This is a genomic window from Pedobacter ginsengisoli (assembly GCF_030244015.1).
Classification (GTDB): domain Bacteria; phylum Bacteroidota; class Bacteroidia; order Sphingobacteriales; family Sphingobacteriaceae; genus Pedobacter; species Pedobacter ginsengisoli.
This window is the reverse complement of the sequence record NZ_JASSYX010000002.1, coordinates 606,673-633,236: the sequence shown is the minus strand read 5'-3', so window position 1 is coordinate 633,236 and position 26,564 is coordinate 606,673. Positions and strand designations below refer to the sequence as shown.

20 protein-coding genes are annotated in these 26,564 nt (G+C 45.5%); 7 read left to right on the top strand and 13 right to left on the bottom strand.

Going from position 1 to position 26,564, the window contains the following annotated elements:
- Positions 1-4: 4 nt before the first annotated feature.
- From QEP08_RS09805 to QEP08_RS09785, 5 genes are all read right to left on the bottom strand, one after another.
- Positions 5-3,415 (bottom strand): SusC/RagA family TonB-linked outer membrane protein, encoded by a 3,411-nt coding sequence (locus tag QEP08_RS09805; RefSeq protein ID WP_285057545.1) that lies wholly within the window; start codon positions 3,413-3,415, stop codon positions 5-7.
- A gap of 326 nt (positions 3,416-3,741) precedes the next feature.
- Positions 3,742-4,917, bottom strand: coding sequence for a FecR family protein (locus QEP08_RS09800; RefSeq protein ID WP_285057544.1), 1,176 nt, complete (start codon positions 4,915-4,917; stop codon positions 3,742-3,744).
- Between the two features lie 75 nt (positions 4,918-4,992).
- On the bottom strand, positions 4,993-6,255 hold the full coding sequence (locus QEP08_RS09795; protein ID WP_285057543.1) for an amidohydrolase family protein: 1,263 nt from the start codon (positions 6,253-6,255) through the stop codon (positions 4,993-4,995).
- A 66-nt stretch (positions 6,256-6,321) separates the two neighbouring features.
- Positions 6,322-7,428 carry a helix-turn-helix domain-containing protein gene (locus tag QEP08_RS09790; protein WP_285057542.1) on the bottom strand — a complete coding sequence of 369 codons (1,107 nt, stop codon included), beginning with the start codon at positions 7,426-7,428 and terminating at the stop codon, positions 6,322-6,324.
- An 84-nt stretch (positions 7,429-7,512) separates the two neighbouring features.
- A complete protein-coding gene (locus QEP08_RS09785) occupies positions 7,513-8,064 on the bottom strand; it encodes a fasciclin domain-containing protein (protein WP_285057541.1) in 552 nt (183 codons plus the stop codon).
- A 211-nt stretch (positions 8,065-8,275) separates the two neighbouring features.
- On the opposite strand from QEP08_RS09785, the gene QEP08_RS09780 reads away from it, so the two are divergent.
- Entirely contained in the window at positions 8,276-8,848 is a 573-nt protein-coding gene (locus QEP08_RS09780; protein WP_285057540.1) for a dihydrofolate reductase family protein, read from the top strand.
- Positions 8,849-8,893: 45 nt separating this feature from the next.
- Here the strand turns inward: QEP08_RS09780 and QEP08_RS09775 are convergent, their stop codons facing one another.
- Complete coding sequence (locus QEP08_RS09775; protein WP_285057539.1) at positions 8,894-9,460, bottom strand: RNA polymerase sigma factor; 567 nt, start codon at positions 9,458-9,460, stop codon at positions 8,894-8,896.
- 235 nt (positions 9,461-9,695) lie between these two features.
- Here QEP08_RS09775 and QEP08_RS09770 point away from each other — a divergent pair, with 235 nt between their 5' ends.
- Together QEP08_RS09770 and QEP08_RS09765 are read left to right on the top strand one after the other, a co-directional pair.
- The gene (locus QEP08_RS09770; RefSeq protein ID WP_285057538.1) at positions 9,696-10,148 is read left to right on the top strand and encodes a hypothetical protein; all 453 of its coding nucleotides are present in this window, start codon (positions 9,696-9,698) and stop codon (positions 10,146-10,148) included.
- A gap of 58 nt (positions 10,149-10,206) precedes the next feature.
- Positions 10,207-10,854 (top strand): hypothetical protein, encoded by a 648-nt coding sequence (locus QEP08_RS09765; protein WP_285057537.1) that lies wholly within the window; start codon positions 10,207-10,209, stop codon positions 10,852-10,854.
- 217 nt (positions 10,855-11,071) lie between these two features.
- On the opposite strand, the gene QEP08_RS09760 is transcribed toward QEP08_RS09765, so the two are convergent.
- On the bottom strand, positions 11,072-11,404 hold the full coding sequence (locus tag QEP08_RS09760) for a hypothetical protein (protein WP_285057536.1): 333 nt from the start codon (positions 11,402-11,404) through the stop codon (positions 11,072-11,074).
- 71 nt (positions 11,405-11,475) lie between these two features.
- Positions 11,476-12,339 carry a helix-turn-helix domain-containing protein gene (locus QEP08_RS09755; protein ID WP_285057535.1) on the bottom strand — a complete coding sequence of 288 codons (864 nt, stop codon included), beginning with the start codon at positions 12,337-12,339 and terminating at the stop codon, positions 11,476-11,478.
- 90 nt (positions 12,340-12,429) lie between these two features.
- Between QEP08_RS09755 and QEP08_RS09750 the strand changes: the two genes are divergently transcribed.
- A complete protein-coding gene (locus QEP08_RS09750) occupies positions 12,430-13,401 on the top strand; it encodes an NADP-dependent oxidoreductase (RefSeq protein WP_285057534.1) in 972 nt (323 codons plus the stop codon).
- A gap of 206 nt (positions 13,402-13,607) precedes the next feature.
- Here QEP08_RS09750 and QEP08_RS09745 read toward each other — a convergent pair whose 3' ends face one another.
- A complete protein-coding gene (locus tag QEP08_RS09745) occupies positions 13,608-14,576 on the bottom strand; it encodes an Rpn family recombination-promoting nuclease/putative transposase (RefSeq protein ID WP_285057533.1) in 969 nt (322 codons plus the stop codon).
- Between the two features lie 614 nt (positions 14,577-15,190).
- On the opposite strand from QEP08_RS09745, the gene QEP08_RS09740 reads away from it, so the two are divergent.
- On the top strand, positions 15,191-18,184 hold the full coding sequence (locus tag QEP08_RS09740) for a glycosyltransferase family 117 protein (protein ID WP_285057532.1): 2,994 nt from the start codon (positions 15,191-15,193) through the stop codon (positions 18,182-18,184).
- 304 nt (positions 18,185-18,488) lie between these two features.
- On the opposite strand, the gene QEP08_RS09735 is transcribed toward QEP08_RS09740, so the two are convergent.
- Complete coding sequence (locus QEP08_RS09735; protein ID WP_285057531.1) at positions 18,489-19,124, bottom strand: peroxiredoxin; 636 nt, start codon at positions 19,122-19,124, stop codon at positions 18,489-18,491.
- Positions 19,125-19,186: 62 nt separating this feature from the next.
- Positions 19,187-20,131 (bottom strand): DUF72 domain-containing protein, encoded by a 945-nt coding sequence (locus tag QEP08_RS09730; RefSeq protein WP_285057530.1) that lies wholly within the window; start codon positions 20,129-20,131, stop codon positions 19,187-19,189.
- A gap of 140 nt (positions 20,132-20,271) precedes the next feature.
- Here QEP08_RS09730 and QEP08_RS09725 point away from each other — a divergent pair, with 140 nt between their 5' ends.
- Together QEP08_RS09725 and QEP08_RS09720 are read left to right on the top strand one after the other, a co-directional pair.
- Positions 20,272-20,820 carry a hypothetical protein gene (locus tag QEP08_RS09725; RefSeq protein ID WP_285057529.1) on the top strand — a complete coding sequence of 183 codons (549 nt, stop codon included), beginning with the start codon at positions 20,272-20,274 and terminating at the stop codon, positions 20,818-20,820.
- 78 nt (positions 20,821-20,898) lie between these two features.
- Entirely contained in the window at positions 20,899-21,879 is a 981-nt protein-coding gene (locus QEP08_RS09720) for an SH3 domain-containing protein (protein ID WP_285057528.1), read from the top strand.
- On the opposite strand, the gene QEP08_RS09715 is transcribed toward QEP08_RS09720, so the two are convergent.
- Together QEP08_RS09715 and QEP08_RS09710 are read right to left on the bottom strand one after the other, a co-directional pair.
- Positions 21,876-22,436, bottom strand: a complete 561-nt coding sequence (locus QEP08_RS09715) for a hypothetical protein (protein ID WP_285057527.1) — start codon at positions 22,434-22,436, stop codon at positions 21,876-21,878. The two genes, QEP08_RS09720 and QEP08_RS09715, sit on opposite strands and share 4 nt — an antisense overlap.
- Positions 22,437-22,460: 24 nt before the next feature.
- The gene (locus tag QEP08_RS09710; RefSeq protein ID WP_285057526.1) at positions 22,461-26,564 is read right to left on the bottom strand and encodes an eCIS core domain-containing protein; all 4,104 of its coding nucleotides are present in this window, start codon (positions 26,562-26,564) and stop codon (positions 22,461-22,463) included.

Genomic DNA, 26,564 nt, shown 5'->3' with positions numbered 1-26,564 from the left:
ATCATTAAAATTTGAGGTTTAAACCAAATGCCACCACACGCTGTACAGGAACAGCAGTAAAGGAACCGGGCTGCTCCGGATCTCCCGCCTTGTAGTTTGTAACCGTAAACAGGTTTTGTGCATTTACAAAAACACTTGCCCCTTTGATATGTACTTTGTTAACAAGTGTACCCGGTACCTGGTAGGATAAGGAAGCTGTTTTTATACGCAGATAAGTATCATCACTGTAAACTCCGTTTGATTGTCCAAAATTAAACACAGTGCTTATAGCAGGAGAGCTGTAACTGGCTGTTAAACGCTGCAACTGCGCATCATCTCCCGGCGCTTTCCAATAATTACCCAGTACTTCCGAAGGCTGGTTATACATCATACCAAGCTGGTTACTGTTATATATCTGATACAAATAATTGGGTGCATTCTGACTGGCAAACTGGCAGAACACATACAGACTGAATTGCTTATAAGTAAAAGTGTTTCCAAAACCACCCATGTATTTAATCTCGCGGTTTGCAATGACGACCTGATCCCCGCCTGCTGACGCTAATCCATACTTAGGGCTGGAGGTAACAGTTCCGTCTTTTTTATAAAATTCAAAAAGGCCGGTAGTCGGGTTCACACCCTTATAATTATATCCATATACCATAGAAGTTGGTTGGCCTATCGCGTACTGCGAGCTGTATGAAGATGATTCCAGGCCAGGAAATTCAATTAATTTATTGCGGTTAAACGACAGGTTGAAATTGGTTCTCCAGGTAAAATCTTTCGTTTTAACGTTAGTTGAAGATACAGAGAACTCAAAACCCTTGTTTTGAATAGTAGCATCCAAATTACCCAATACCTGCGAAATACCCGCTTGTATAGCCAATGGGTAATAGCTGAGCTGGTTACCTTCCCGGTTTCGGTAATAAGTCGCATTCAACAAAAGCCGGTTATTAAAAAACCCAAGATCTAAAGCCAGATTAAGAGATAGTTTTGATGCCCAACTGTAATCAGGATTGTAAAGATTTGACGAATAACTCGGTCCGATACCCTGGAAAGCAGGGACATAAGGGATCGCCTGGTATAAAGACTGATATTGATACGCCGCTATACCATCAGACCCGGAACTTCCGTAGCTTCCGGATAGCTTGCCATAACTCAAAACAGGGAATTTTTTGATCAGGTTTTCTTCCGAAAATATCCATCCTGCACCAACAGAGCCAAAATTACCAAATTGGTGGCTTGGGCCAAAATTACTTGAGCCATCACGCCTGCCGGTTATATTGATAATAAACTTATTATTATAGATATAATTTAAACGGGCGAAAGCAGCAACATATTTATAATTACTGCTGTTGTCACTGGCAGTTACAGAAACACCATTTAATGAGCCCAAAAAATTATCGTTTGAATACCCGGTTCCGGTTGCGTATGTTGACCTGGTAGGATTCGTCTTGTAAGTACCCCCTAGCAGGGCGCTAAATACACCCTTGCCAATAGTTCTGTTATAGTTAATCTGAGGCTCAATATTAATGGCCTGAGCGTTGTTGGTAGAAAAGTTAGCTTGTCTCAGGAAACTAAAAGATGCCGGGTTTTGTGAGCTGCCCGGGGTCTTCGAATTTTCATTAGTAGTATTACGGTTATAACCCATGTTGGCCGAAATCCTTAACCCTTTAAACAATTTGTAGGCAATCTGAAATGAGGTGTTGAAATTATAATTTTCCAGGTAGGTTGGCTGAAGCAGAGAGGCGTAAAACTGGTAGCTGGTTAGATCTACCCCCTTGTAATTCCAGTTTAAGTCACCTGAAGGGCGCAATAAATCAGGCAAATTGGGCGAAAAGATCACATCCTGTGCGCCCCCAAACCCTGCGGACTTATTTTTTTCATAGCCAAAATCTGTGATGAGGTCAAGCGAGAAACGGTTATCATTCGAATTATGGGCAATGTTACTATGGAGTGAATATCGCTGATCAGAAAAATCGCCGGGATAATTGTAATTTGACCTGTTAAAGCCACCCGAGATGAGAAAGGTACTGTTACTAGACCCGCCCGACAGGCTGGCATGAACATCTGTATTGCTGGTGTTTTTCCCGTAGATGATTTTCTCCCAGTCGGTATATTTATTTTGATCATAAATTAACAGATCGGGTGCGTAAACAGCTGGATACGCATTCGGATTATCGGTTGGTGTTGTGGCATCGGCAGCAAAAGCATCTTTTCTTAATTGCAGGTACTGCTCTGTATTCAGCAACTGAACTGGGCGGCCAACCGAATTGACACTTGTGTTTACATTCAAATCAAAAGCCGTAGCTCCGGCTTTTCCTTTCTTTGTCGTAATCAGGATCACACCGTTGGCACCCTGTGATCCATATATAGATGTTGCGTCGGCATCTTTCAAAATGCTGATACTTTCTATATCTGCAGGGTTGATATTATTAAAAGGGCTTATACCTACATTACCCGGGCTAAGATTGAGGTTTTGGCTGCCTTGCCCGCTCAAAAGCGAGGCAAATTGGCTGATGTTTTTATTTTGGGTGGCAAATGGCACTCCATCAATCAAAATCAAAGGTTGATCATAAGGCTTATTCAGGTTAAAGTTAGTAGCCGGGTTTAAAGCATTTATAGTATTTTGCCCTCTCACCTGTACCAGTACCTGTGAGCCGGGAATACCGCTTGTGGAGGTGATGGCCAATCCTGGTGCCTGCCCCTGCAAAGCCAGTAACGGATTGGTTACAGGTTGTTTTCCAATATCTTCTGCAGTAACGGTTGAAACCGAGCCAACACTAAAGCGTTTGGACTGAGTACCGTAAGCGATCACCTGGACTTCATCAAGTTTGGAATTAGCCATACTTAAAATCAGGACAAGCCGGCTGAATTCATCCTCATCTTTAATAACCAGTGTTTTTTCCAGGAGAGAATATCCGACAAAGGTGACAGTCAGTTTATATTTTCCCTGCGGAATCGATCCAAAATCAAATCTTCCGGCATTATCTGTTGACGCATGATAATTTTTCGGTCCCTTTAAGGAAACAGAAGCACCTGCCAAGGGTCTTCCTGTACTATCGGTAACTGTACCGCTCACATTTTTGTTAAAATTAAAAGCACTGGGCACAGCATCTGCGATCTTATTCATAAAGGACGGATCTTTTTCCCTTATAATGATTGCTTTATCCTCTATCGAATACGCCAGATTCTGCCCCGCTAAAATTTGATTTAAAGCATTTTCCACAGAAACATTTTGTAAGTTCAGCTTAACCGGCCTGATATGGTTAATCAGTCCTGATTTATACAGAACCGTATACCCGGTCTGTTTACGGATCTCATTAAAAGCACTTTTAAGAGTGATATTGTCTTTTTTAAGCGTAATATACTGCCCATAGGTCGAAGCACTGACCTGCAGTAGAAAAGCTGTCATTAAGATAATAATCAGTTTCATAACGCGCAATATCTTATTTTTAACTGTGTTATGGCTTCTTCCCAGCTGCGCTGGCTGCGAGGTCATAACGTGCAGTATTTGTCTGGGTACGATAAAAAGTATCCGGCACCCAAATACATGATTAAAATTCATAAATTCGTTTGTGTTTTGGTTGATCGCAACGGCCTTTGGATCGTCGAAAATTTCAAGCCGGTGCATTGAATAAACATTTCTTTTAGGGATGGACCAAGGACACTAAACCGGGGGTGGGTAAAACACTTCCGGTTTTTCTTGCATTCGCTAGAAGGTGGTTAGCCAAATGGACTGGGTTTCTGGTTTGGTAAAGTTTACTTCATAACTTTGATTTTCCTCCCTTCAATTTTAAAATGTATACCCCCTGTTAATTCCAATTTTCTCAATACGTTAGATACATTATCATAACGGGAAACACTTCCCCCATATAGTTCATTCTGGTCTACCCCTTCATAGCTGACTTCAACATCATACCAGCGGGCAACACGGCGCATCACATTTTGCAAGGGCTCATCATTAAAAATAAACAATCCGTTCTTCCAGTCCAGCGCTTCTGACACATCCACATTCCTGACCTGCATTCCCCCGTTTGGATTTTGTATAGACTGCTGGTTAGGTTTCAGCGTCTCAGTTCTCCGCCCCAGCGCTACATCAAACGAACTCACCCTCACCGATCCTTCCACCAATGTTGTCGTGGTCACATGCTCATCCTGATATGCGCTAATGTTAAAATGTGTACCGAGTACGGTTACATCCTGGTTCTTAGTACCTACTATGAACGGATGCGCCTTATCCTTTGCCACTTCAAAATACCCCTCACCTATCAATTTCACATTTCTTGTATTACTATTCACAAAACTGGATGGAAACTCTAACTTTGAATCTGCGTTCAACCAGACCCTCGTTCCATCCGGCAACATAAACTGATACGTTTGCCCCCTCGCTGTAGCCGCAATCAACATCTGCCCCTTGCTATCTGCGCCCTGCAACTCGGCGGGAGTAAGTGAGTCATGAACGTCACTCCCATCCGAGTAACTCACCTCGCTACCAATCACAACCCCGTTCTTCGCATCGCTCAATTGGATCACCCTTCCATTACCCAATGTAATCGTTGCCCCGTTTTTGCCAGGAGCAATATCATTCACTTTTGCCACCTCGTCTCCCGATTTTACATCGGGACTCACATTCATATATATCCATGTCCCCAGAGTAATCGCCGCAACCGCAGCGGCCGCAACCGCAATCCTCGGCCACAATCTTACCCGTTTCACTTCCGTTTTACCAGCCACACCAATACCCGTGCTTTCAGCCAGCCTCAGCCTCAAACGCGCTTCCAGCAACTCCTCATACGCAACATCAACTGTCTCAACAGTTACCAGCTCATCATCAAATGAATGGTACCATTGATTGACCAGCTGCCGCTGCGCCGCAGTCGCATTACCTGCCAGGTATCGCTCAATTGCCTCTAAAAGTTCGTCTGTCTGCTGCATACTATCTTTGCCCTTTTATAGTATGTGTACCGAAACAATCCCAGCACCTACGCCCGGAATAAAAAAATTTAGAACTTAATGATCAGAAGACTTAACGACCTTCCCTTCCTTCATCACAAACACCACATTTTCAATCGCCTCAATATTTTCCAATGGATTTTTTTCAACAGCAATCACATCTGCATAATAGCCCGCTTCCAGCAGCCCGACCTTGCCCTCACCCGCTACCAGTGTTCCGGGATGCATCGTAGCCGACTGCAGAATTTGAACATTGCTCATACCTGCTTCAATGTAAGAATGGTAGGTACTTACCGTCACCTGTCCGCGATTTCGCTGAGGATCATAAAAATACATATCTGAACCAAAAGCGATCTTCACATTGGCCTGGAGCGCCCGCTGAATTCTTTTCTGATACCTGTCCACCCCTGTCTGGTCTGTCGGAACAAGGTAGGTGCCCTGCGCAGCCATCAGTTTAAGCACATCCGCAGACAGCGTATACCCATGTTCAATAGAGTTTACCCCGGCTTTGACAGCCATCAATGCCGGACCGTCGCCATTAGTGGCATGTGCAGCGACCTTCAGTCCGGCTTTTTTTGCTTCATCCACTATCGCATTGAGTTCCTCCTGGTTCAAAACCATCCTGTTCTCATTGACGATGATCTTGATACAATCGGCCCCGTCATAAATGGCCTGCTTTACAGCCTTTCTCGCTTCCTCGGCTCCGCTAACTTCAACATATTCTTTTGGAATGATGGCATGGCGCATATCAGCAGGCATTTTTGTGAACTGCCCACCGATCGGAGACAGCGCACGGGTAGACACGAACATCCGCGGGCCAGTGAGCCAGCCCTTATTGATCGCGTCACGCAGCGCAACGTCCGTATTTACACCTGAATTTCCCAGGTCCCTTACCGTCGTATATCCTGAATTGATTAGATCCCTGGCATTTCGGGCGCCTAGCAACGCACGCGTGGCATCATCAACAATCGCAGTTTCGACAACTGTATTTGCGCCCGGAACCTTTTCCAGTTCATACTGGTATTCGTGGCACAGATGTGTATGCGCATCGATCAGCCCCGGCAATAAATATAGATTGGAGAGGTCAACAACCGTTGAATTCGCAGGAATGCTTAAATCATTGTCAATTTTTTCAATTTTGCCATTGCGGATATGGACCATCGCCGGTTCAATGAGTTTGCCCCGCCTGACATCGACCATACCTTTCGCTTTGATTACAGTCAGTCCGTTTTGCCCATCGGCCTGGGTTTGCGCACTTACCCCGGTTTGTACCGTTACAGAAAAAATACTAAAGAGAAATAGAATGATAGTGGGTTTCATGGTCTTATTTTTTACAAAGAAATTCCTTTTTTAATCATCCAGCGTCTTATAACGCATTTTGAGACATCATTTATCCCCATTTACCTGTACAAGATAATCGCTTGGCGTCATACCCGTTTGCTGTTTAAAAACACGGTTAAAGGTAGCCTTAGAATTAAAACCACATTCAGCCGCAATACCCGCAATCGTGATTTCTTTTAAACGGCTGCTGGTCATTTGTTCTTTTACCGCCTCGATTCTGAACCGGTTTACCCATTCATTAAAAGAACTGTCCAGCTTGTTGTTGATCAGAAAGGAAATCATATTGGCCGGAATGCCTGCTAGCTTGGCCACTTGCTTTAAATTGAGGTTTGGGTCAAGATACATCTGTTCCTGATCCATGATTTTCCCCAGCCGGGACAAATTTCTGGCAGCCTCTTCCTCACTGATGTCGTTATAGGCTTTATTGCCTGTCTCAGGAACGACTCCGATAGGGTATAAATACGCCATGACGCCAATCCAGTAAGTCAAAACCGCAACCAGCAGATAAAGCGGAAAGTAATCGCGAAGGTGTAACTGATAATTGAAATAAAAGATATCAGCCAGTGTATAAGCCAGCCAAACCGCCCATAAAAATGAATACGATATCAGCAATTTGGTCAGCCAGCCCAGCACCCCCTTTCTTATTTTCAGTTCAGCAGCTCTGCCCTGCCGGCGCAGGTTTCTGACGATTTTCAGGGACATTAGGCTATAAACACATACCGAAGTCAACCCACCTAACTGCTCGGTTTGGCTGATCATCTTCCAAACGGGGTAATCAATGTGCAAATTTACGCCCGCCGACCACAGCAGGTAATAGCAAAATTGAACCAATACCGGAATGAAGTGAATGAAGACTTGCGGCCTGGCACCGGGATTCAGCGAAAAGAGCACATAAAAATAAATACACGGACCAAATCCCAGGATCAGGTTTAGCGGGAGATGACTGAGTGCCGGATAAACCTGGGACAAATGGCTGTCATGAATCAGGATCAATACATTGTGAAGCACGAAGATCATCAGCATGGCCGATAAAAACCAGGAGGCAGTGCTCCGTCTGTTTCCCCTGGCACTCACCAGTATCGACATGATTACTCCCTGAATCACACCACAAAACAACAATGCGTCCCAAAAGTCAAAACGAAGCGAGCTCATTATCAAAAATAACAAAATATATTGATGCTAAAAAAAGCCGGCGCACTAAGCGACCGGCTTCAATCATCCCCCCAATTAAGCTACTTATTCGGGCATCAATACGGTGTCGATCACGTGGATCACACCATTTTTTTGCATCACATCAGCAATAGTTACGCTGGCCATGCCGCCCTTTTCGTCTTTCAGCATCAGCTTGCCGCCTTCCATCCAGGCCCACAGCTTACCGCCGCTTACAGTATTCAGTTCAGCTTTGCCTTTGCCCATCTTAATGGCCTTTGCGATCGCTTTTGAATCCATTTTACCCGCCACCACATGGTAGGTTAATACTTTGGTCAGCATAGGCTTATTAGCCGGCTCCAGCAAAGACTCCACTGTGCCTTTCGGCAGTTTGTCAAATGCCATGTTTGTTGGCGCAAAAACCGTAAAAGAACCTTTGCCTTTCAGCGTTTCAACCAGACCTGCCGCTTTAACAGCAGCTACCAATGTGGTATGGTCCTTAGAATTTACAGCATTGTCAACGATGTCTTTAGAGGCATACATTGCGGCTCCCCCAACCATCGGATTTTTCTGTGCATAAGTTTGAGTTGTAAATGCCATAGCTACTAAAGCAACAACTGATAAAAAAATGTTTTTCATAGATAGATGTTTTGTTTTTTCTTAAGCAGATACGAATAAATATCTGTCACAGATGTTGAACCCTCAGTACACGGTGTAAAAAAATCACAACTTCTTGGGTAACCGGGCTATCAGCTGTCAAAATAGCCCCTTTTTTTGACGTAAATACACCTCACCGGTGTAATTATGCCTCCTTAAATTTGAAATAACAATTTAAACTAAAAGAAACAAAATGAGAAAGATCAGAATATTCGAACACATTTCCCTTGATGGAGTAATAGAGCATGCCGGAGACTATGCTTATGGCGCCTGGACCATACCCTATCGCACTCCCGCTGGTGCGGCAATGCTCCTGGAGGCATACGGCTCAAACTTTGACCTGCTGCTTGGCCGCCAAAGTTACGACGCACTGGGCAACTACTGGCCCACTGCCGGAGATTTTCCAATGGCAAACGCACTAAACGCGGCAACGAAATATATAGCAACCCACAGGTCAGACAACCTAACCTGGAATCCGGTACAGAATTTGGGCGAGAACATTGTAGCGGGGGTCCGCAACCTTAAGTCAAGCGATGGCCCCGACCTGATCGTCATCGGAAGTTCAACACTAACCTCAGTATTGCTCGACCAGGGACTCGCCGACGAAGTCATCCTCATCACCTACCCGATCCTGCTCGGTCATGGCAAACGCCTGTTAGCCGACAGTATTGACGCCCGTGAACTGGAATTTGTCGATTCGAAAACTACACCAAGCGGCTTGCTCATCAACACCTTTAAACACCTTGGACGGCTAAAAAAATCATAAAACACCTATGATAGAGTATCCCCTGATGAAAAAATACACCAGCACTTAAAATAGAATAAGGTGGCTGTTTTTGACCTTACCACGTAAGGTTTTCAGCGCCTTATTCATTTGATTTTCCACCGTACTTTGGGAAATATCCATTTTCTCGGCAATCGCCTTATTGGTCAGCTGATCTTCCCTGCTGTATTTAAAAACCAGCCGGCACTTTTCCGGCAGCTTCTCCACCTCTTCACTGATCATTTCCAGCAGCCGCTTGTAATGAAGCCGGTCCTCCAGGTCTTCCCGGTCCCGGATCTGTTCGGCCTGTTCCATTTCATGCTCCTCAGTAGAAAACTTTCTGGAGCGCTTCATCACATGAAACACCATATACTTGGTCGCCCTAGCCAGATAGCCGGACAGGTTCTCAATTTCCGCAGTATCACGGTGCTTCCAAAGGCTCACCAGCACATCATGCACCACATCTTCAGCAGTTTGATTGTTCCGTAAACGGTTATAGGCGATAGCATACAAGGTCTTCCAATAACGTTCATATACTTCTGTAAACGCAGCCTCATCGCCGCCCTTAAGCAAAGCAACCAGTTCCCGATCGGTATATGCGCCATGAGCCGTCATTTTATGAAATGTCCTCTAATAAAGGTAACTATAAGTTGCTGTAAACTTATGCTATTCCAGTGAAATAACGGTAATTACAGGAAAAGTATTTATGGTGAACCACATCCATTGTGTTGTGAGGCACAAGAAGTAATTTCTTTTTGGCAGGTTTTATAAAGGCCTGCCTTTTCTTTTAGTGATATCGGCCAAAAAAAGTAGTTTGACTACGCCGATCTTTACCGGAAAACTACATGACATGGACAAATTAAGATTATTTCAATTGTTTATTACCATTATTCTTGCCTCACAAGGCATATTTTATATCCTGGCACTGGCCGAGGCGTTCAAAAATATATCCGTGCCCACATTCGCTGAAACACGTAAAGCCATCGACCTTGTGATCGCAGACAGGTTGCGGTTTTTGTATTATGCCAACCTGCTCGCTGGTGTGATCATCCTGGTGATCTGCAGGGATAATATACGGGGTACAATTTTTATCACCACGCTTATGGCCACAGTATTGGTTTTGGCCGATGTAATTCTGGCAATAAAAGGGAGTGTGCCGATTAACAATTCATTTCAGAACTATCCGGATATGAATGCTGACTGGAGAACTTTGCAACTGACCTGGCTAAAGCTCATCGTCATCAGGGGAACCTGCACCATCGCTGCTCTAGCCGCCCTGTTGTTTCCCTGGCTGAGCAAGTAAATCTAACGATATGATAGTTTTTTTTTATATTCGGCATACCAAACAAATCTTTAAAAAAATGAAAAAAATCTTATTGACACTCTTAGTCGTAATGACCGCCTATGGTGCAAACGCTCAACTTGAAGGATCAAAACAAGTTTTTGAAAGTCCGAAACTGAATGATGAAAAAGTCACCCACAAGATCATAGCGATCTTACCTTTTGCGACAAAAATCTCCTACAAAAAAATGCCAAAAAACTTCAATGCTGAAGCCAACAGGGATCAGGAGAAGACAATGTCGAAATCTATCCAGTCAAGTATGTACACGTTTCTTTTGAGGAAGGCAAAGAACTTTACAGTCGAGTTTCAGGATCCGGAAAAAACAAACATCCTCTTAAAAAAAGCAGGGGTTTCTGAAAAGATGGATGAAATGACTAAAGATGAGGTCGCAAAAATTTTAGGTGTTGATGCCATCCTTGGCGGATCCTTTGAAACTGAACAGACAAAATCTGAAGCTGGTGCGCTTGTTTCTGCAGTGATGTTTGGTGGTTTAGGTGGAAAAACCGGTACCGGCACGCTGACACTTACTTTAAACAGTGGTCAATCCGGTGATCTGCTCTGGCGCTTTTTCAAAACCATGAACGACAATATTATGGCTTCTACTGATGATATGGTAGAACACATGATGCGCAAAGTTTCGCGTAATTTTCCTTACTCAAAAAGCTAGTATTGTCTTGTTTTCCCGCAAGGTATACTTCAGTAGTCTCTTAGATTACCCTCAGTATTTACTCAGACTGCGTCACATCACAGACAGGGTTGGTTCAGTTCAGACTGAACCAACCCTGTCTGTGATGTGTATCAAAGGTGTCTCAACCCTGAAGTTGGGACGAGAGAGAACCGAAAGAGACCCGAAGCTGGGTGCTCCTAATCACGCCCATATGAGATCAGGGTCTTTTCCTGATCTGTGAAGCTTTGAGGTAAATCTTTGCCCCTTTTTTATTGATATAGTATTTGCGGTTTTTGCCATCGATGTATACATTGGACCCGTCAGGGGCCATCATGCCTTTGTAAGTCTGGTCAACCACCTTTGCCCCGCCTTTTACAGCGACTTCAGCGGTTTTGTTGCCTACCTTAGTAGCAGTTTTACTAATGGCCTTCCCGGTTTTATCAACGGTCTCACCAACGGTTTCTTTTTTCTTTTCCTGGGCAGCGGCAGTAAAGGATACGCTGGTACAAATGGCAATGGCCAGTGCTATGCTTGCAGTTTTCATTTTCATGACAGTAGTTTTTATTGATGTCAGCTCAACTGGATAACATCTGAACTACGTTTTTGTTGCGGAATTTTGTTTTACTGAATAGCTTTGTGGTTGCTCTCCAGCCGCATCTGCTGCCGGTAGGTTTTGGGGCTGCTGCCCTTTTGTTTTCTGAAGAATTTGTTGAGGTGGCTTTCGTCTGTAAAACCAAATTCACTGGCGATCTCATTGATCCTCTTGTCGCTGAACTGCAGCCGGTGTTCGATGAGCCGGGTCTTGTAATTGGTGATATAACCTTGCATGGTTTCGTTGGCATGCTGTTTAAAATACTTGCCCAGGTAGGCATTTGAAATGTTAAAATGGTCACTGATCACCCCGGCTTTAAGATTTTCTGGCAGGAAAATATTGCCCTGTATGTATTGCAGAATGTCCATCGCTTTTTCTTCGGTGCCCAGGTTTATCTGCCCGGGAAGGTACTTGGCTATATTGCGCGCCACTACAATGATCATGGTATTGACCAATTGCTGCACCAGTTCTTTATTGTAAAGGTCACGGTTTTCCATTTCCCTGATCACCGCATCGACCATTGGTCTGACCAGGCCTTTGTCGGTCTGGTTTTTCAGGATACAGCCGGGCTGATGGTTGGCGTTTTGCAATATATATTCAAGTCGCTGAACATTTTCGCTCAGCAGACCTTTATTTTTGATATAGATGTTATTGAACCTCAAAAAGAAAAACCCGGTAGTGCTTTCGATCTCAAAGGAATGACAGTCTTCCGGTGTGATGAGGAACATGTGGCCCGCATGGTATTTAAAACTGTTTTTATTGATACATTGTGTTCCGGTACCGGACATGATATAGACCAGTTCAAAAAAGCTGTGCTGATGTTCCTGTTTTGGACATTTGTCCATGGTTACGTAACTGATGGAAAATGGTTCGTGCAGGTTTTCCTTTTTCATGGAGTAAAGATACCGAACTATAGAAAAGTTATACCATTTTATCGTAAAATATTGGTATAACTTTGTTTTATTAATTTAAAGATGAAATAAATGAAAGCAATATTATTAAATGGTTTTGGCGGCACTGAGGTGCTCAGCAATTCAGAAGTCCCTGTTCCTGCCATCAGCCCAACACAAGTACTAGTTCAAGTAAAATCGCTGAGTATCAATCCTGTGGATGTAAAAACCCGTGCCGGGAAGGGGATTGCCGGCCGGATCAAGGATCAGCTGCCGGCAATACTGGGCTGGGACATTTCAGGAGTTGTTGTGGAGGCGGGTGCTGACGTAGCTGCGTTTAAAAAGGGTGATGAGGTTTTCGGCATGGTGGCTTTCCCGCAACTGGCGAGTGCCTATGCGGAATTTGTAGCCTCCGAAGCAGCTGACCTGGCGCTGAAACCGGCAAACATTTCCCACAATGAGGCTGCTGCCGGCACTTTGGCGGCCTTAACAGCCTGGCAGGCGCTTTATGTCAACGCTAAAATACAGCCCGGACAAAGGGTGCTGATCCATGCGGCTGCCGGGGGTGTTGGCCATTATGCGGTGCAGATCGCCAAACATCTGGGCGCATATGTGATTGGTACTTCCTCCGCAGAAAACAAGGATTTTGTGTTGTCTTTGGGTGCTGATGAGCATATTGACTACAAAGCGCAGCCTTTTGAAGAGGTGGTTTCAGATCTGGATTTTGTACTGGATACGATTGGCGGGGAATATATTGACCGTTCTCTGAAGGTGATCAAAAAGGGGGGCACGATCATCAGCATTCCTTCCGGCCTGAATGAGACAGTGACTGAGAAAGCTACAGCCCTGGGTATCAAGGGGTATTTTATCCTCGTGCATCCTTCTGCGGAGGATATGGCGGCTGTTGCGGATTTGCTGGAAAAAGGGATTGTTAAGTCGCATGTTTCCAAGGTATTTGCTTTTGAGGACATGGCAGCCGCGCATCAGCAGATTGAGAGCGGCCGTACCGTTGGAAAAGTGGTGCTGGAATTGAGCAGAGCTGTGTTTGGCGGTTATGATCGCTGAAAAAAGGAAAACAGGAAGAAGAAGGATCTCTTGAGCAGGCACAGTTCAAGAGATCTTTCATTTCAGATAGATCGCAGGCCAGCCTAAGCATACAGTGCAATTCGGCGGTTTTTACAAAGCCTCAATTTGTTCTTTCGACAAACTTGTACACTCAACTATAACCGCCAAATCGATACCTTTCTGCTTCATTTTCAGCACAGTTTCTTTCAACCCATCTTTATTCCTTGTTTTATTCCTTTTTCTATCCCTCTTTTTAAGCCTAGTTCTATTCCTTCTTTAACTCCTTCTGTCTTTCCTTCTTTCCTCCCCAGTTCTTTCCCCTGTTTGATTCCGCGGGCCATTCCTTTTTTTAAACCGCGTGCCATTCCATTCTTTTCCGCTTCTTCAATAGCAAAATCATGGGTATTCTGAGTGTCCCACCATACCTTTTGCTGGGCCCTGTACATTTCCCTTTCTTCGGGCGTCAGGTTTGAATATTGGGCAAGTTCAAAAAAGTGGACCAGTTCAGGGGTTTTAAAAAACCAGGGCCGCTCATTAAATCTGTCTGCGTGTTTCAAAGCGTACAGCCATTCATCCAGTATGGTATGCAGTTCTCCTTGCTTTTTATTGAACTTTTTAAGTTCCAAGTAAATAAAATCAAGCTTATCATAAAATATTTCGCCATTAGTCTTATCGCATAGACAAACATCACGACGGTAGGCCCCTTCCTCACCACCCGGCAGCACAAAATTTTCAAGCAGGCAAATCACATAAATGTCTTTGAGGTTGTACTCCCAGAGTTTGCCTACTGGTGCCTGATCGCTCATGAGGCGGCCGGCATAGTAAATCGACCGCTCCTTAAAATACCGCTGGTCATGCCGCTGTACTTCCACTAAAAAGGTAACCCCGTCGGTATCTGTGCATATCACATCAAATGCAGCGTTGCCTTCGGATTTTAATTCTCCGGGATATTCATTTTTGCCGTAAGTGACCGTCTCCACCTCCCTGATACCTTCCAGTACGCCATTCAGGAAAGACCTCAATATTTCTTTACTGCTTTCCGAAGCAAATATCTTTTTAAAGTACTTGTCCCACAGGGGATGAACATAACGGACATATTTTGACTGGGGCTCTACATGGTAATTCCCCCCGGGTTCGGCGAGATCATTGTCGTTTTCTATTGATTTATCCTGCATGTTCAAGTGTCTTATTCGTCAAATGTAAGACAGAAGATAGAATTAAACAAATGAAATGTAATTATTAATTAATATAATTTCCATTATATTTCTTAATAATTCAATTAATTGTATAAAAATACAATGTAATGGTTGAATTTACCGGGAACAATATCATCCTTGCATCATCACCAGGAACACGCACCTGCTCGTTCTGCACTAGCGCGGAGCAGAAAAATCACCTTCTCAGAGAAGACATCAGCGCTCTTTGCTCCCCCTTCAGCGAACCTAAGAACCGACTGAAAGGAGCTCAATGAGACAAAAAACAATAAACACTACCGAATTAAATGCAGTCTTCGAAGAGAATGGTTATTTTTTCCAGCTCCAAGCGGTTCCCATTTCCTGGTTCCAGCTCCAGGCGTTCCATTCTTTCGATTCCGATTCCGGGACGAGTAATCAAAAGCAAACCATCACACGTCATAACACAACCAACCCTCAACGCCCAAATGTGAAAAAATGTTAAATTTTGAAATCGGTTCAATTTCATACTTACATTTAAGTACCCAAATCTCCCTGCACGATATAAATACTCATTTGAAACCTCATTGACCCTCACTAAAACCACAACCTCAACCATGAACCGATTTCAAAAGATCAACAACATCGCCGGACTGGCAGTTTTCGCTATTGCCGGTATTGTTTACTGGCTCACAATGGAGCCTACTTTAAGTTTCTGGGACTGCGGCGAATTCCTGGCCGCAGCTTATAAACTGCAGGTCGGACACCAGCCGGGCGCCCCTCTTTTCCTCATGATTGGAAAGCTGTTTTCTCTGCTTGCCATCGGCGATACCGGCAAAATCGCCTATTTCATCAACTTTAGCTCGGTTTTGTTTAGCGCAGCTACCGTGATGTTTCTGTACTGGACCATCACTTTACTGGCGGTCAAACTGTACAAAAAGGAAAAATCCACCATGGATATGCTCACAGTCATCGCAACAGGACTGATCGGTGCACTGGCATTTACTTTTTCTGATACGTTCTGGTTCTCGGCGGTTGAGGCAGAGGTATACTCGCTCTCGATGCTGTTTACCGCGGTGGTGTTCTGGGCAATCCTGAAATGGGAAAGCAAAGGCGACGATCGCTGGCTGATCCTGATCGCTTTTGTGATCGGTCTTTCTATAGGTGTCCACTTATTGAGTTTGCTCGCTATTCCGGCTGTTGTTCTGGTTTATTATTTCAAAAAAACGGCAAAAACCACCACTTTCGGCATCATCAAAGCGCTTGCTGCCGCGGGGCTGATCTGGGTTGCGGTGCAGTTTGTGATCATTCAGTATTTTGTATTATTTGCGGCTAAACTCGACTTGTTTTTCGTGAATACGCTTGGTTTTGGTTTTGGTTATGGGGCCATGGCTTTTATTGTATTGCTTGCTGCCGGGATTGCTTACGCCATTCATTATTCAATCAAACATAAAAAATACAACCTCAACCTCGGCATGATCTGCCTTACTTTTGTATTGCTGGGTTTTAGTTCTTACTTCCTGATCATCATCAGGGCTGATGCAAAGACCAGCCTGAACCTGACCAATCCTGACAATGCTTTTTCTCTATATAACTATCTGGGACGTACCAATTATGGGGAGACGCCTTTGCTGTACGGGCAGACTTTTGACGCAAACCAGGTCAGTGCAAAGGATACTTATACAAAATACAGGAAGGGAAAGGAGAAGTATGAGGTTTCCGGAAAGGGCTTAAAAATTGAATACGATAAGAATTTATTGTTTCCGCGGACATATAGCGATAAGCCACCGCATATCAATTTCTACAGGCAGTGGTTAAACCTGGCTGAGGGCGAGACGCCTACTTTTGCGCAAAACCTGAAGTTCTTTACTTCGTACCAGATGGGTTTTATGTACTGGCGCTATTTTTTCTGGAATTTTGTTGGCAGACAGAATGACAACCAGGGCCAGGGAAATTATAGTGACGGCAACTGGATCAGCGGGTTTAAGGCATTGGATGGAGCAAGGCTCGGCAGCCAGAAGCATTTGCCGCCAAGCATTACTGGTAATGAGGGTTATAACCGTTTTTACGGGCTGCCTCTGATTTTGGGGCTCGCCGGGCTGATATTTTTATACCGCAGGAACAGGAATGACAGTTTGGTGGTGATGTCGCTGTTTTTGTTCACTGGCCTTGCTATTATTGTTTACCTGAACCAGGATCCTTTGCAGGTCAGGGAACGCGATTATGCATATGTGGGTTCTTTTTATGCTTTTGCGATCTTTATTGGTTTTGGAGTTTTTGCCATCAGGGAATGGCTATCGCGCTTTAATGCACCAAAGCTGAGCCTGATTACGGCGTGTCTGGTTGGTTTGCTGGCAGCTCCGGTGATTATGGGTGCACAGGGCTGGAATGATCATGACCGCTCGGGCAAAACGATCGCGCTGGAATGGGCTAAGAATTACCTGAACTCCTGCGCGCCTAATGCGATCCTGTTTGTGACGGCAGATAATGATACGTTTCCGTTGTGGTACGCACAGGAGGTTGAGGGCATCCGTACGGACATCAGGGTGGTCAATATCCAGTATCTTTCTGACGATGCTTACATCAACCAGATGAAGGTAAAACTGAACCAGTCAGCTCCTTTGCCAATTTCTATGGCGAATGAAAAGTATGTGAATGGTGTGCGGGATTATATGCATTATTTTGATTACGGCTTTAAGGATAGTGTGGAGCTGAAGGATTTGCTGGCGGTAATGACGTCTGATGAGCAGGCGGATAAATTGCCTCTGAACGATGGTACCTATGAAAATTTTCTTCCTACTAAAAAATTCATGATGACGGTGGATGCGGCGCAGGTGCTGAAAACCGGGACGGTTGACGCGAAGGACAGGGATAGGATTGCGCCTAAAATGGAATGGAACTATGGTAAGAATGTGATGTTTAAATACGATCTGGCACTGATTGATATTCTGGCCAATAACAATTGGGAAAGGCCGGTTTATTTTGAAAGTAATGTTTCTGAGGATACTTATATCGGGCTGGACAAGTATTTGTACCTGGAGGGTTATGCGCTTCGTTTGCTTCCGTTTAAAACTGATCCTGCAGCTGATAAACAGGAGATCATGGACAAAACGAATAATGATGCGATGTATGACCACATGATGAAGTTTGACCTGAAGGGTTTTAAAACTGCAAAATACATTGATCCGGAGAGCAGAAGGGTGGCGCAGGGCACTTGGCAGATCACCAACACGCTATCTGCCAACCTGACGCAGGATGGTAAGCTGAGCCAGGCGAGGGACATCCTGGTGAAGGGCTTGAGGGAGATCCCGCTAAAAAATTCTTCTATTGGTGATACCATCAACAGGTTTCAGACGATCCAGAATTTGTATGCGGTAAATGAGGTAAAATCTGCCAATGCGCTGGCGGTCGAAACGTTGGACTTTTTAGATCAGGAACTGAGTTATATTGCTTCTCTTGAGCAGGGAAGGTATGTTTCTTATGAAAGAGATATACAGCTGGGTATGTATGTGCTCGCTAATCTTGACCGGGTAGCTGCTGGCTATCAGCAAAAGGAACTGAGCAAAAAGATCAATGAGAAGTTTAAGGAATTGCAGGTGAAGTTTGGATAAAAGTCAAAGTTTGGCTTAAAGTCAAGTTTTGGTCTGAAGTCAAAAGTTTAGTCTGAGCTCAAAAGTTTAGTCTGAGCTCAAAAGTTTGGCTTAAAGTCCCGCTTTCGGAAGGGTTGGGAAGCAGCTCATCTGATCTGCATATAAAACGTCATTGCGAGGTACGAAGCAATCTACTCCTGAGATTGCTTCGTACCTCGCAATGACGTAATTGTAAACCAATAAGTGAATGACCGTTGCCGAAGTATTACCTGTTTGGCTAAAGAATTACCTGTTCGGCTAAAGGATTACTTGCTCGGCCGAGGTATTACCTGTTTGGCTGAGGTGTTGTTCTCAGATAAGGCTTGATTACTTTGTGCCCTTTAGGGAATTTTGCGGGGATGTCTTCAGTTTTGATGCTATTGGCTACAACCACGTCTTCTCCGTCTTTCCAGTCTGCTGGTGTGGCTACACTGTAGTTGGCGGTCAGTTGCAGGGAGTCAATAACCCTCAATACTTCGTTAAAGTTGCGGCCCGTAGATGCAGGGTATGTCAGGGTCAGTTTAACCTTCTTATCAGGTGAGATCACAAACAGAGACCTCACGGTAAGGGTGTCTGATGCGTTCGGATGGATCATATCGTAAAGATCGGCTACTTTTCTGTCTTCATCGGCAATGATCGGAAACTCTACGCTGGTGTTTTGGGTCTCGTTGATGTCCTTGATCCAGCCTTTGTGTGATTCAGCGGAGTCAACACTCAGGGCAAGCACTTTTACGTTTCTTTTTTCAAATTCGCCCTTCAGCGCTGCTGTACGTCCCAGTTCTGTTGTACATACCGGGGTATAGTCTGCGGGGTGTGAAAACAGAACGCCCCAGCTGTCGCCCAGGTATTCATAAAAATCAATTTCGCCTATTGAGGTTTGTGCTTTGAAGTTGGGAGCGATGTCCCCTATTCTTAAACTCATAATGTTCTATTTTTTGGTGTTGCTAAATTAAATAATTAATGTCTACAAATTAAGTATAGTATTTAAAATAATTCTCCTTGTTTTGTAATATCTCCATCATCTCCAAGAAATTTTATTGGCGGGATATTGGAGCCAAGATGTTTGTTGAATTGCTGTATCGTATAGTTTGCAAGTATCGGGGTATCCTTTTCGTCGTGCTGGTGCAGAAAGAAGTAGGTCTTTTTAAGTCCTTTTTCCTGCCATGCTTTAATCCTTTCCACCCATTCGTCTACTCTTGCAAAGTCTGATGCCTGGTGCGCTGCTCCATTGCCCACAAAGCGGATGAAGATTTCCGGTATGGTCAGTTCCATGTGCACACAGTCCCTCCTGCCGCTGGCATCTGTGATAACAGCCCCTTTTTTATATTTGGCAAGCATCTCAAAAAACGTGCTCCTTACTGCCGGATCTGAAAACCATTCTTCGTGCCGTACTTCTACAAATACCTCGAGGTCCTGGGGCAGGTGTTTGAGGTAATTGTCCAGAATGTCTGCATTCCTGGGGCCAAAGTTGTCGCCCAGCTGTAAAAAGCAGGGGCCCAGGTATTGACCAAACTCATGGATGCTGGACAGATAGAGGTCGGTAGGTACTTCGGCATCTTTCAGTCGTTTAATATGTGTGATGGTCCTGGAGAATTTAGGACAGAAGACAAAATGATGTCCGGCGTTCTCTTCAGTCTTTTGCCTCCATTTCCGGATCAGATCTGCGTTGGGTATGCTGTAAAAAACAGCATTGAGCTCTATTGAATTGAAATGTTTTACATACTCATCCAGAAAATTGGCTTCTTTTGTCTTTGGCGGATAGATCATGCCTACCCATTCTTTTCGCCCCCATTTGGCACAGCCGACAAAAAAATCCGGGTGCTTTACCGGTTGGGTATGCGCCAAAGTTTTTGCTGTTTGCACACCGTCCGGGGGCAATGTGAAGTCTACGTCTTTAACTGCGCTATCGGCTACTTTTCCAAAATCCATAGGTTTTTGATTATAAAATATAAAACTCCGAAAACTTAAGCAAAGTTTCCCTTACTTATCGTTATTTTTTCGTTGTTTTTTCATTTATTGCGGTCGGAGATCGTTATATTTATGTACCTATTTTAATTAATCTCAACCCTATGGAGGTACAACAAATCCTGGATCTGAACAAGCAGATCACTGACAGTGAAAAACATTTCAACAACATGCAGAATGAATACCGCAAAATTGGCTCCGGCTGGTTGCTGGCGACATTCGCGGGCATAGGTTTCGCGCTGACACAGAAAGCTGCACTGCCGTTTCATCCTTTATTGTTCATCGCGCTGATCTGCTATGCGGGTGCTATAGGCATGATCATGCTCTGGAACATGGACCTGAGCGTCTACCAGAAATTGCTGGATGCCAATTTTAAAGAAGGCCTCCTCCTGGAAAAACAGCATCCCTGGATTCCGCAGATCAGGCACAATATGCTGGAGTTTCATGGCAACCGGGGTGTACTGCCGCGCGTGATCTGGTTTTACAGTATGCCGGTCATGGTGCTGATCGCTGTTGGTGCCTATCAGCTCACCTTATTTTACAGCGAAAGCGGATTTTTCTTTAAGGCCGGTATATGGGTGATCAGTTTTTTACTGTACAGTTCTTTTTCTTACTTTTCGAGGCATGAAAGCCGGGTCTGGAAAAAGAATTAACTATTTGATTTAAAAAAAGTTAGGTTGTTTTTTATTTGTTTTTTTATTATTTTTAATAAAGCATCTAAATCAACGATCATGACTACCAAATTTGGTTTCACCAAAATGAATATCTCTGAATTTGAATCCTGGATTTCAAATCTGAGAGTAGCAAGAACCATTCTTTATGTTCAGGAACACCATACCTGGAACCCGAGCTACGCCTCCTGCACACCAACCAATCATTTTCAAGTCCAGCAGGGCATGAAAACTTATCACGTGAGCAATAACGGCTGGATGGATATCGGACAGCATTTTACCACTTTTCCAGACGGGAGCATCCTGACGGGCAGGAACCTGGAGCAGACACCGGCCTGCATTTTTGGGTTCAATTCCAACTCGGTCTGTATCGAAAATCTGGGCAATTTTGATACGGGTAAAGATGTTATGACTGCAGCACATAAAGACACCATCATCAGAATGACTGCCGCACTCTGCAAAAAGTTTGGGATAACGGTGAACAGCAATAAGGTCGTATACCACCATTGGTTCAACCTGACTACTGGTGAGCGCAACAATGGCACAAAAAACAACAAGACCTGTCCGGGAACCGCCTTCTTTGGTGGCAATTCGGTGAGCGCCTGTGAACAGAACTTTCTGCCACTGGTCAATGTGGTTTTAAGTGGCACGCCCACTCCTGGGCCTGCAAATATTATGAAATATGTTTCTGCCAATACAGATAGTCTGAACATCCGCACCGGTGCCAGTGCCCAAAGCGCTAAGGTGAGCGGGGTTTTACCTGCTGTGCTGGGCTCCGTATTGCGGGTTTTTGAGGTAAAGAACGGCTGGTACCGGATCTCGGGTTCTCAGCAGCATTGGGTCAACGGATCGTATACACTGGATGTGACACGGGCGACTGTGAACGCAACGACGCTCAACGTCAGGAGCGGCCCCGGAACAAGCTTTCCAAAAGTAGGTTCTTTCATGAAAGGTCAGGAGGTGTTCATCATTGACGAGCAGCAGGGCTGGTGCAAGATCAGTGCAGATAACAAATGGGTGAAAAAGCAATTCCTGATTTAAATAACTACAGGATATTCAATGTTAAATGCTTTCCAGGCCATTTCAACCGGGTTCTCTACTTTGGGATATCCGCTCTCTGTTAATTTCTCCGTTAACCAGCCAAAGTTTTTGTCGCTGGCAAGGGTATTAGTTATGATGGAATTTATTTTGACATCGGTCACAGTTGTTAAAGGATTTTTATAGGTATCCAGCATCAGCTTGTTCATATATGCGGCCATTAAAAATTCTGAAAGAAAGCCGTCTCCAAAGTGCAGCAACGATAAAAAGTCATCCAGGTTCTTTGCCACAATACCCGTGGGTTCACCCGAGGAGTCATTCCATACGACATGGGCATTGTCCCATTTGACCTCTTTAGTCCTGTTGTAAAGCAAGATCATGGTTCCGGATTGGGCGTGCAGCAGATATTTAAAATTATCTTTCCTGGTCATTCTTTCTTTAAAGAACTTTGCATCTTCGTCGTCATTAAAGAACCCAAATATTTCCTTATTGTGCTTTAGTATGTCATCCAGTAATTGAATCGCCCGGGTATCGCTGAATAGAGGTATGAGATTTTTCATGGCTGCAGAGTTTTGGAATTTTGTCTAGTCTGTTCTGATGGAATTCAGAGGCTGGTTGGCCATCTGACGTTCGCCCTGGGCGATGTTACCTTTGACAAAGGTGTACATGGTGTCTTTGTCAGCCATACTTAATGTGAGCCCTTCCATACCTTCGGTATTAATGTCTCTCCAAACGTGATCTGTAAGTGGCTTATTAATCACGTTGGTCCTAATGGCTTCCGCGTCGGCGTTTAATTCTGAGCGGAGCTGGGTGACGACGATCTGCTGCGCCGCGCCTCTTGTTGGAGCTGCGTTCAGCAATGGCTGTGTCCTGGTTACGAAATTGGCGGTGTGCGGGGTAGTGCCATAAGTCCTGCTCACTCCAAAATTATGCCGGTAGCTGTGGAGGTTTACGACATAGGCCCCACTGCAATGACTACCATTGGTCAGTCCGAAAATCGGGTTGCCAGGTAAGAATACAGGGGCAGCGAGCGGGCCGAAGACCATTCTCTCGGCTGCTTTCAGTGTGGCGCATTGTGGCTGATGGTCCGGAGTTATGCTGTCATAAGTAGGGGTTGGAACACCAGTGTAGGTTCCGACTGTACCTTCATACAAGTACCTTCTCCGCATGTCTGCCAGCCTGCCATTGCCCATAACAGTTCTTAAAATATCCATCAGTTCTGTTTCCTTGGTCAGCAGTGCGGCATAGTCTGGATGCTGTTCAACGAGTTCTGCCTGCGTAGGGTCTGCAGACAACGCTTTTACATTGGTGAGCAGCCTGACGATGTCTCCGTCGTATAATGTTTTTGCAGTCTGCACCCTGTTTTTCTTCGTCAATTCGGGTTCAGCGGTAGCGCCTGCATATTCAGTCTCCAGTTCAGTGATCAGTTGTCTTGCAGGACGCGGATTGGCGCTGGCCACATAGAGCTGGGCAGCCTGGCCTTCTCCCTGGTAATACATTTCATGGTGTTCTCCGTCTGCGGCAGTAAATGATCTTCTGCGGTTCCACCAGCCACGTATCGCGTCGACAGCAGCCCTACCCGCATCCATGATAGCCCCGCCAATGGCGATGGCCTGATCTATCACCCATAAAATGCCTGCATCAATCCGCAGCTTAACAGATTCCAGTATTTCCTGCATCCGGTTGGCTATGTCCCCAAAACCGAACTGGTTGGCCAGGAAGCCGATCATAATCGGCATCGAATCGCCCAGCAATTCCTCCACATAATCAGCGGCTCCTGCAATGTTGCCGCGCGCGACATCGGCCAGCATGCTGACGTATTGGTTAATGATCCTGAGTATCGGTACAAAATATTCAACAAAGCTCTGCACGGCATTGTATATGGCGATGATGCTGTTCACGACTGGCATGATTCCGCTGATATCCAGCATTCCCAATAGCCAGACGGTGGCCTGTGCAATGATCCTTTCATTGATATAGGTAATGATATTGGTCAGTACGGTGTCCCATAGGTTACTCAGCTGCTGTTCGATATGCTCCCATATGGCTACCGGGCCGCGTTCGACCACATCGGCGACGAAGCTCCAGGCACCGGTGGCCATGTCCAGCATGCCGCGCAGGCGTTGTGCCCTTTCTTCGCCGATCCTTGTGGCCAGCAGCCGGAAAATGTTGTCAATGGTAATACCCAGTACTTGGAGAATAAAGCCGAATATGGATCCGAATGAGAAATCAGCAGGCGGCTGAATACCCATGGTCTGCATTGCACCCGTTAGCCAGGAGACCACTCCATTGATCAAATGGGTTCCAATATTGCCAAAGAACTGGGTAAATCCTTGTTTCAAACCGCTCAGCAGGTTGATGAAGAAACCGATCGGATTTGCCAGGATATCAACTATCGCCGATGATGCATTGGCCAGAATGGAAACAATCAGTTCCGGTGGGATGCCGACCAGGCTCAGCAGTTCCCTGAAGAAGGTCCAGACTGCCCCAGGCAGATTACCGTCTACAAATACCTGGTACAAGATGGTCATCACCACCTGCTGTGCTCTCGACCAGAGATCGCCTATGGCCATGATCTGGTTGAACAACGGTATCCTGCTCAGGATCTGTTCGATCAGGAAGTTCTTTATCGGCGTTCGGATACATTCAGGAATGAGCATAAATGGCCCAAGGATGAAGTCAGCCGCCCTGCCCATAAGGTCGGAAATGGTACTTACTATACTTTGTAATGCATTCAGAACCGGTTCAATGAATGTGGCCAGATAGCCCAATCCATCACTCGCCATGTTAAAGAGGCTGATCACTCCTGTTTGTACCCAATTGCCCAGGCTAACGGCGATGTCATTGATCCAGGCGATGGCAGGCGCAGCAGCACTGAAAATGGAGCTGGATGCAACCGAGTTGTAGAAGCCGGTCACCATGCCGACAAAACCGCCTACTTTATCTGCAATCCAGAGTCCCGTATTGCTGATGCCGGTTCGCACGTCCAGTATGGCGTTCTGTACGGCAGGCAGGATGACATCACGGAGTGAGGCCTGTTGTGCTTGCGCGGCAACTCCTGCCCCGTCTTCGCCCATCGCCGCAGCCATTCCGTTGACACCCTGGGCGAAATTGGAAACGATGTCCCGCAGGTTGGTAATGGCGTCAAGCGGCAAAATCTCCGCTACTTTAGCCGCAATTTGTTGTACCGGTTCGATGACCGGGCGCATAATTTCTTTGATGCTGGTCCAGGCTTCTTCCGCCTTGCCCTGGATCCACTGGATGATTCCGTTGGAATTTTCAGCACCGGAACTGTCACTGCCAATGCCTATAGTAGATTTCACCCAGTCCCAGGCCATGGCACCGTATTCCCTCACCGGGGCTGTCCAGTCCCATATGCGCTGTCCTACACCTTGAAGCCATTCCCAGATATCTGAAGCCGTCTGGCCAAGCCAGTCCACTACGGGAGCTCCAAATGAAGCCCACAAGCCCGTAAAGAAGTCGCCTATCGGCCGGACAAATTCGGTCAGGTCGTTCCAGGCATCAGTGGCTATGGTGGTGACTATATTTTTCAGTTCTTCTACCGCGGCAAGCAGTGGGGCGCAGTCTCCGGCGATTAAGGCCTGCATGATGACGGATACCCGGTCATACAGCATCGTGAATACCGCTACCAGGTTGGTCACAAAGTTGCCTACGGATGGGAAGCGGTCGAAAAGGTGGTTCAGGCCTTCCATCAGCTTGTCACGCAGGAAGCCTAAAATACCTTTATTGCTGACCTCCCTGAGCATTTGCACAAACTCTGCCGGAGCTATTTCTTCTGCAATGTCCCATGCGCGCTCTGCGAGCCAGTCGCCCAGTCCTCTTTGCACTTTCTCTTCTTTTGGTCCGCAATCGGCACACCTGCTGATCTTTTCCTGATCTTCAGTTTTGCGCTGAACTGCTCCACCCTGTTGTATCGTATGGGTCAGCTCGTGCGCCAGCAGGAATTTTCCGCTTTGTGATGATGGATTGTATTCGCCCTGGTTGAAATAAATGTTATTGCCAACAGTAAATGCCCTTGCGCTGATCTGGGTGTTCATTTTTGCGGCATGGGCATTGTCATGCACCCGTACTCCGCTAAAATCGGCATTCATTTTACTGCCCATCTCGCTGCTTACGCTGCCTGGCAGGCTGCTGCCCCCGCCTTTGGTAGATGAGATCCCTGATTGTACACTGGATGGTGCGGCTCCTCCTCCTGAAAATGCTGCTCCGCCTTTGGCCAGCAGCATTTCAGGCTGGTCTATATTTTGTAACTCCTCAGATTTTCTGGCGATCTTTTCATCTTCTTTCCTGAGCAGTTTTTTGTCTTCTTTTCTCAGCAGCTTTTCGTCTTCCTTCCGTGTTAACTTCTCTTCTTCTTTTCTGACCAGTTTCTCATCAGCTTTCAGAGAGATCATTTCCTTCTCCTTGCGCTTTATCGTTTCTTCTTCATGCTCGCAGCTGCTGCATTTGCGCTGCACTTTCATCTCTTCCCCTTTGCCCAATCCCGTCATTGCTGCGCTGGCCCCCGAAGGCATCCGCATTACTTTTTCTGCGATCTGATCAGCTTGTTGTTCCTGCGGGTCATTAACTCCTCCGATTTGCAGCTTTGCCTGGATACAGGTCTTCCCCGGTCTGTTGTGGGTAACAGATTTGAAATGGGGATCGCTATGTGCTAAAGCTGCGCTCAT